A 4712-nucleotide genomic window follows, 5' to 3' on the forward strand; every position below is an offset into this window, starting at 1 on the left:
GCTATTCCTCTCCACCCTGCTTCGCTGAGGGTGGAGTCTCACGCGAATACGATGACTATTTTGGAGTTAACTTGTCAAGCATAACCCTAGTAGTGATATCATCCTCCTACAGGGTAATCACATCACCGAGCGACGTTGCCCATCGCCTTCTGCTATTGGGAATCCCTATTGTATTGGAGCTTTTTGCTATCGTGAACGCGACTGAAACCCCAACCCTACCAGCGCTGCAAACTGAAGTGTCTCGCCTTCGGGAAGAGTTACATCTGAGAGATCAGCTCGTGCAGCAACTCTCTCAAGAGCTATTTCGCTTGGTTAAAGGCAATGCGAACTTTAAACCGCCAGCCGAGGTTTCTGAGCGTCATCAAGCCCAAATGCGAGTCTTGCGCGAACAGTTGCAAGATGTGGAGCAGCAAGTCAGATTTTACCAAGAGCAGATTACGACTCGCGATCAAGAAATTTATCAGTTGCGCCAGTCTGTGCAAGAATTAACTGACCGTTCTCGCATGTTAGAGCAGGTGGTTCAGGAGCTACCCCAAATTTATCGTCAGAAGTTTGCTGAACGCATGGCACCGGTGAGAGAGAAGGTGAGCCGCTTACAACGAGAGAATCGCCAACTTCATGCTGAGTTGCAAAGTGTCAGCTATCGGCTAGCTGTCAGGAATCGCAATATCACTCATGTTGACCTACCCAGTTTTGGTCGTCCGACGAATAGCCCAATTCCTACCTTTGGTAGCGTGTGAACTACTCCGGCTTACTTCTTTGTTAGTCCGTTTTAGCTTGTAGGCTAGGCGGACTTGGTTTTGGTGATTACGCGATTTTAGCCTCAGGCTTCCCAACTCCTGACTACACCTACACCCTACACCCCGTCTCAACCAATAACCTTAGTGCGTCAGTCCTGATAACTTTCCTATCGTAAGGCAGATGTATTGAGCATACTATCTTCGTTGAAATGAAGGCAGGCAAGCTTAGGCTTTGGGGCTAAACCGCAGCCCGACCCCAAAAAATCGTCAGAGATTTAGCCTCTAACCCTTAGGGTTAGCTGGCTGTCTTGCCTGTTCGTTCGTTTGATTTTTTTCAACTGAAGAGAAGTATAGGAGTTCAATTTTATGCCATTACTATCGAGAGACGAACTCAAAACCTTGGTTAAACAGCCAGAAGGATTGTGTGTTTCTATATTTATGCCTACGCATACGGCAGGTTCAGAAATCCGACAAGACCCCATTCGCTTCAAGAATCTCCGGGGAAAAGCCGAAGCCGAGTTGATTGAGAAGGGTATGCGCCCAGCCGATGCCAAAGAAATGCTCAACAGCGCTAAAGAGTTGGATCAAGCTGAGTTTTGGCGCCATCAAAATCATGGACTTGCTCTGTTCATTGCTCCCAATTTCTTTCACTATTACCGTCTACCCCTTGATTTTGAGGAGTTAGTCGTAGTCGGTGACCAATTTCATCTCAAGCCACTCATGCCACTGCTGACGGGTGATGGGTGTTTCTATATCTTGGCACTGAGTCAAAACCAAGTACGACTCTTAGTGGGAGGGCGCGATCGCATTCGGGAAATCCAGCCTGAGAATATTGACAATCTCCCCGAAAGTCTGATGAGTGTACTTCAGTATGAGGATTCTGAGAATCAAACTCAATTCATGTCCTCTGAAACCTATTCCCCTGGCGGATTACCCGGTTCAGATCCGGGAACTATGCATGGACGAGGTGTGGATGAAGATCACGAAAATCAGATCATACGTTTTTTCAGCCAAGTGAATAAAGGGATACAAGAGTTTCTGCAAGATGAGACAGTCCCGCTAGTGCTAGCAGGTGTAGACTATCTCCTGCCGATTTATAAACGAGTCAATTCTTACCCCCATCTTTTGGACGAAGGCATTACAGGTAATCCAGAACTCTCCAAGCCAGAAGATCTCCATACCCAAGCCTGGGCAATCGTGCAGCCTAAGTTTCAACAAGCAGAGAAAGACGCAATTGACCGCTTCAGAGAATTTTCTGGAAATAATCAGGAACAAGCCTCTGATGCCCTGAAAGAAGTAGTGCAGGCGGCTTATAATCAACGCATTGATTCGTTGTTTGTCGCCGTAGACCATCAGCAGTGGGGTAGCTTTGACCCACAGAGCAACAGGGTGCAGCTACATGAGCAACACCAGGCTGGTGACCAAGATTTATTGGATTTAGCAGCCGTTTATACGGTTTTGAATGGTGGAACAGTTTTTGCTGTAGAATCTGAGCGAGTACCCGCTCAAGCACCGATCGCGGCAGTTTTCCGCTATTAGTTGCTCGGTCGTTAGCGATCGTGATGAATCATCTGGCAACAATAAGTAAATTTGCTTGAAGGATTGATTGCAAGTACCCTATTGATGTTACGATTCCCATCAGTGCCGTGGGTCACACGGGAATCGTTAAGACGCCATGGGTCTGATTGTGTGTGAGGAAGTTCGATAAAGGGATATTTTGTCCGTGATAGACGCAAAATTAACTTCTGGGCGGTCGTTTAATTTAACCGGTTCCAGCCTCTTGACGTTATTAGCCGTTGGTTTGAGTCTGGGATCATTGATTCTAGATGGGTTGGGGGAACGCTCCCTGTTCGCCGGAGTATCGATGACCTTGCCCCTGTTGATTTGTGCCGTGGTGACGGCAGCACTGGGGTATTGGGTTGTCCCCTTTCTGGAAACCCTGAAAATGGGGCAGATTGTCCGGGAGGATGGTCCCCAAACCCATTTACAAAAAGCTGGCACCCCAACAATGGGTGGGGTGTTTTTTGTACCTGTGGCGGTAATGGTGGCTCTATTTTGGTCGGGATTGGCACTGACAGGGCAAGAGTTTGTTAATGTCTTAGTTGTATCCGTTGTGACCCTGGCTTATGGGATGATTGGCTGGTTGGATGATTGGCAAATTATCCGCCGCCGTTCTAATAAGGGTATTTCCCCTCGCCTGAAATTGGCACTGCAAATCAGTGTGGGGTTGGTGTTTTGTATTTGGCTGGCGGCAAGTCAACCGATTAGTATTACCGCGATCGCACTACCGTTTGGTATCGTTTTACCCTTAGGATTGCTGTTTTGGCCCCTGGCGCTGTTTGTGCTGGCGGCGGAAAGTAATGCCACGAATCTTACCGATGGGGTGGATGGATTGGCTGGGGGGACTTGTGCGATCGCGCTTTTGGCATTGGCTGCGATCGTTGCTCCAACGTCACCGGGTTTAATGGTGTTCTGTGCTTGTCTCAGTGGCAGTTGTCTAGGATTTGTCGTGCATAATCGCCACCCGGCTGCCGTGTTTATGGGAGATACCGGGTCCCTGGCTTTAGGTGGCGCTCTGGCGGCAGTAGGATTATTGAGTCAGAACCTCTGGTGTTTATTTGTTCTCAGTGGCATTTTCTGTTGGGAATCAATCTCAGTGATTGCCCAAGTTGCTTATTACAAAGCCACCAAAGATGAGGCTGGGGTGGGCAAACGGCTATTTAAAATGTCACCGTTTCATAACCATTTAGAATTAAGCGGTTGGTCAGAAACCCAAATTGTCGGTGTGTTTTATTTGACAGGCGGGCTGTTAGCGTTGATTTGTTTAGGATTGCAGTCTGGTTTTTGAGCGATCGCCCAGTCAGTCGGTGAAAACGTTTTGATGTCATGTCTATAAGCCAAGTAATCTCAGCGTTAGAGAGAACTTGGCTTATCCCAAACCCCACCAAAAAGGGGGGAGTTAACCAGAATTGAGTATTGTAAAGTTTCAATAACAATATAGTCAGATATCATACCCAACCCTGAATCTCCGTATTGAGCAGCATCCGTCCTAGTTTTAGAGATTCACTTTTCGTCGCCGCTAAAATATGCTTCATCATGACAGGTTCTCCAGCATCAGCAGCCAGAAACGCCGCATTCATGGCAATATTGCGGATAGTTCCGCCAGCTACATTCAGCTTGCCCAACTTTCTAAAGTCAAGTTTCTTAGTGGGAGTCTGTTTTGGGAAAATTCGCTGCCAAATTTCGGATCGGGATTGGGCATCAGGAAAGGGGAAAGAGAGAATAAATCGGATACGTCGAAGAAAAGCTTGATCCAAGGCGTCTTTGAGATTGGTGGTGAGAATCGCTAAACCCTGATAGGCTTCCATCCGTTGCAGTAGGTAACTCACTTCCACATTGGCATGGCGATCATGACTATCTTTAACTTGAGTACGCTTACCAAACAACGCATCGGCTTCATCAAATAGTAAAATTGCCCCTCCAGTTTCCGCAGCATCAAAAATCCGCCGCAGGTTTTTCTCTGTCTCTCCGATATATTTGCTCACCACAGCACTCAAGTCAATGCGGTACAAGTCGAGACGAAATTCTTTTGCCAATACCTCCGATGCCATAGTCTTCCCCGTACCCGATGCACCCGCAAACAGGGCGCTGATCCCTAAACCTCGACCACTTTTACCCGCAAAGCCCCATTCTTGATAAACTTTTCCACGTTGTCGTAGTTGGGTGGCAAGTTCTCGCAAGGTATTTTTTTGTTGCTCGGGCAGGACTAAATCATCCCAAGTTGCTGTTGGTTCAATCCGTTGCGCTAAGTCATCAAGGCGGGGACGTGCTAAGGTGCGGCAAATATCCCAAAGTTGATGGGGAACTTGAGATTGGGGAGGTTGGATGGGGGCTTGGGATTGGTCTGTTTTTTTCTTTCGTCCCCGCTTTGGCGGTGTCACTTCGTTTTCTGTGAGGGTGGGGGATTGGGGG

General features: G+C 47.8%; 4 protein-coding genes. 3 read left to right on the plus strand and 1 reads right to left on the minus strand.

The genetic code is table 11. From position 1 onward, the window contains the following. The first annotated feature begins 191 nt into the window (after positions 1-191). From ACLFWI_RS27130 to mraY, 3 genes are all read left to right on the plus strand, one after another. Complete coding sequence (locus tag ACLFWI_RS27130; RefSeq protein ID WP_006100958.1) at positions 192-740, plus strand: Npun_F5560 family protein; 549 nt, start codon at positions 192-194, stop codon at positions 738-740. A 366-nt stretch (positions 741-1106) separates the two neighbouring features. Then, a complete protein-coding gene (locus ACLFWI_RS27135) occupies positions 1107-2279 on the plus strand; it encodes a baeRF3 domain-containing protein (protein WP_446415513.1) in 1173 nt (390 codons plus the stop codon). Between the two features lie 187 nt (positions 2280-2466). Continuing rightward, positions 2467-3588, plus strand: coding sequence for a phospho-N-acetylmuramoyl-pentapeptide-transferase (gene mraY, locus ACLFWI_RS27140; protein WP_446415515.1), 1122 nt, complete (start codon positions 2467-2469; stop codon positions 3586-3588). Positions 3589-3748: 160 nt separating this feature from the next. On the opposite strand, the gene ACLFWI_RS27145 is transcribed toward mraY, so the two are convergent. Beyond that, on the minus strand, positions 3749-4712 hold a 964-nt coding region (locus ACLFWI_RS27145; protein WP_446415514.1), incomplete at its 5' end, for an ATP-binding protein.

It is taken from the genome of Coleofasciculus sp., from assembly GCF_046539235.1.
Taxonomy (GTDB): domain Bacteria; phylum Cyanobacteriota; class Cyanobacteriia; order Cyanobacteriales; family Coleofasciculaceae; genus Coleofasciculus.

Coding starts and splice junctions, on each gene's coding strand:
- ACLFWI_RS27135 (WP_446415513.1), top strand. CDS start 1,107: ATGCCATTACTATCGAGAGACGAACTCAAAACCTTGGTTAAACAGCCA.